Source organism: Nocardioides sp. (assembly GCF_034670285.1).
Classification (GTDB): Bacteria; Actinomycetota; Actinomycetes; order Propionibacteriales; family Nocardioidaceae; genus Nocardioides.
Genome location: NZ_JAXMNS010000545.1, coordinates 1 through 1,879 on the forward strand (window position 1 = coordinate 1; position 1,879 = coordinate 1,879).

Consider the following 1,879-nt stretch of genomic DNA (forward strand, 5'->3'; position numbering starts at 1 on the left):
GTCCTCAGCGGGGTGCTGCTCGGTTGGTGCATGTTGCTCTCCTACGGGCTCCCGCTGCTCGGCGTGCTCGCACTTGCCGTGCTCATCGCGGCTCGGTCCTGGCGGCCGCTGCCGATCGCCTTCGTGGCCGCGCTGGTGCCGGTCGCAGCCTTCGTGCCATTCGGCTTCCGCTGGTGGGAGGCCTACCCCGTGCTCACCGAGCGCTACTGGGACGGCCTGGCCTCCAGCCGTCCGGGCCTCTACTGGACCTGGGCCGACCTCGCGCTCGTGCTCTACTCCGGCGGCCTGCTGATCGGCGCCGGCGTGGCGGTGCTCGGCTGGCGGCTCGTGCAGGCACGTCGGGCGGCGGGTGCTGGCAACGGTGACGGTGCCGGTGCCGGTGCCGGTGCCGGTGCCGGTGCCGGTGCCGACCGCACGGTGCTGATCCTGGCGACCGCCGGGGTGCTGATGATCCTGCTGGCGACGTCGTCGCAGATGAGCCGCGCGGAGGTCGAACGCATCTGGCTCCCGTTCATCCCCTGGGTCACGGTGTCCTTGGCCCTGCTGCCCGAGCGCTGGCGCCGGGTCGGGATCGCCGTCCCGATCGTCTCGGCGCTGCTCCTCGAGCACCTCGTCTACCACTCCTGGTGAACCCCGATGCCGTCACTGCTGGACGGCGCTCCGCCACTGGGTGGAGTTTCTGATCAACCTGCTTGATCAGATGTTCCACCTAGTGGCGGTTGTGGAGTGCGTCAGGCGCGCAACGGCACCGTGGCGAAGTCCGGAAGGCCCTGGTCGGGCAGGATCGCCGCGGCGAAGCCCAGCTCGGCGCGAGCCAGCTCGGGCGAGGCCACGATGTGGCGGACGTCGCCGAGCCGGTAGCCGCCAGTGATCTCGGGAGCCAGGTCCTGACCCGAACCAGTGCCCTGTGCGACCTTCTCGGCCACGTCGAGGATCGTGACCGGATGGCCCGAGGCGACGTTGTAGGCCGCGTAGTGGCCGGACTTCTCGGCGACGACCGAGCGCAGCGCCAGGACGTTGGCCCGCGCGACGTCGGCGACGTGCACGAAGTCGCGCATCTGGCCGCCGTCCTCGAAGACCCGCGGTGACTCCCCGCGCTCCAGCGAGCTGCGGAACATCGCCGCGACCCCGGAGTACGGCGTGTCACGGGGCATCCCGGGCCCGTAGACGTTGTGGTAGCGCAGCGCGACCGCCGAGGCGTCGGCCTGGCGCACCCAGGAGGAGGTGTAGTGCTCCTGCGCGAGCTTGCTGGCGGCGTACGAGCTGCGCGGGTCGAGCCGAGCGGACTCGTCGACCAGCGACCAGCCGAGCGTGGCGTCGCAGTGGGGGCAGTGGTTCTCGAAGTCGCCGGAGTCGAGCGCGGCGACAGCCCGCGGACCAGGCACCTGGTCACCGTGCGTCTCGCAGGTGTAGCGGCCCTCGCCGTAGACGACCATCGAGGAGGCGACGACCAGACGGTGGACGTCGGCGTCGTGCATCGCCGAGAGCAGGGCGGCCGTGCCGAGGTCGTTGTGCGAGGCGTATGCCGGCAGGTCGGCGACCGTGACGCCGGCGCCGACGACCGCGGCTTGGTGACACACCGCGTCGACGCCTTCGAGCAGGCCCGCCCAGGCGTCACCGGTGACGGCCTCGCGGACGTCGAGCTGGTGGGTGCCGTCGGGGGCCGTGGCCGAGCCGTGCGCCTGCGGCAACATCAGGTCGACGCGCACGACCTCGTCGCCATCGGCCTCGAGTGTGTGGGCGATCGCCGAGCCGATGAACCCGGCGGAGCCGGTGAGCAGGATCTTCATGCGGTCAGTGTGCCCGGTGGATGAATCCCCGGATCACCGGGGATTCCTGACGTTCTCAGGGGAAGTTACCCCTGAGAACGTCAGGAGTT

Annotated in this window: 1 protein-coding gene and 1 pseudogene; one reads left to right on the forward strand and one right to left on the reverse strand. The window is 70.9% G+C overall.

Going from position 1 to position 1,879, the window contains the following annotated elements; genetic code table 11:
- Nucleotides 1-630: pseudogene (locus VOI19_RS18835) on the forward strand (hypothetical protein); the annotation flags it as partial.
- Between the two features lie 101 nt (nucleotides 631-731).
- Here VOI19_RS18835 and VOI19_RS18840 read toward each other — a convergent pair.
- Nucleotides 732-1,790: an NAD-dependent epimerase/dehydratase family protein gene (locus VOI19_RS18840; protein ID WP_323794468.1), complete on the reverse strand. Its 1,059-nt coding sequence runs from the start codon at nucleotides 1,788-1,790 to the stop codon at nucleotides 732-734.
- Nucleotides 1,791-1,879 lie beyond the last annotated feature (89 nt).

Excerpts from the sequence above, each read along its gene's own strand:
- VOI19_RS18840 (WP_323794468.1), bottom strand. The coding sequence starts at position 1,790 with ATGAAGATCCTGCTCACCGGCTCCGCCGGGTTCATCGGCTCGGCGATC.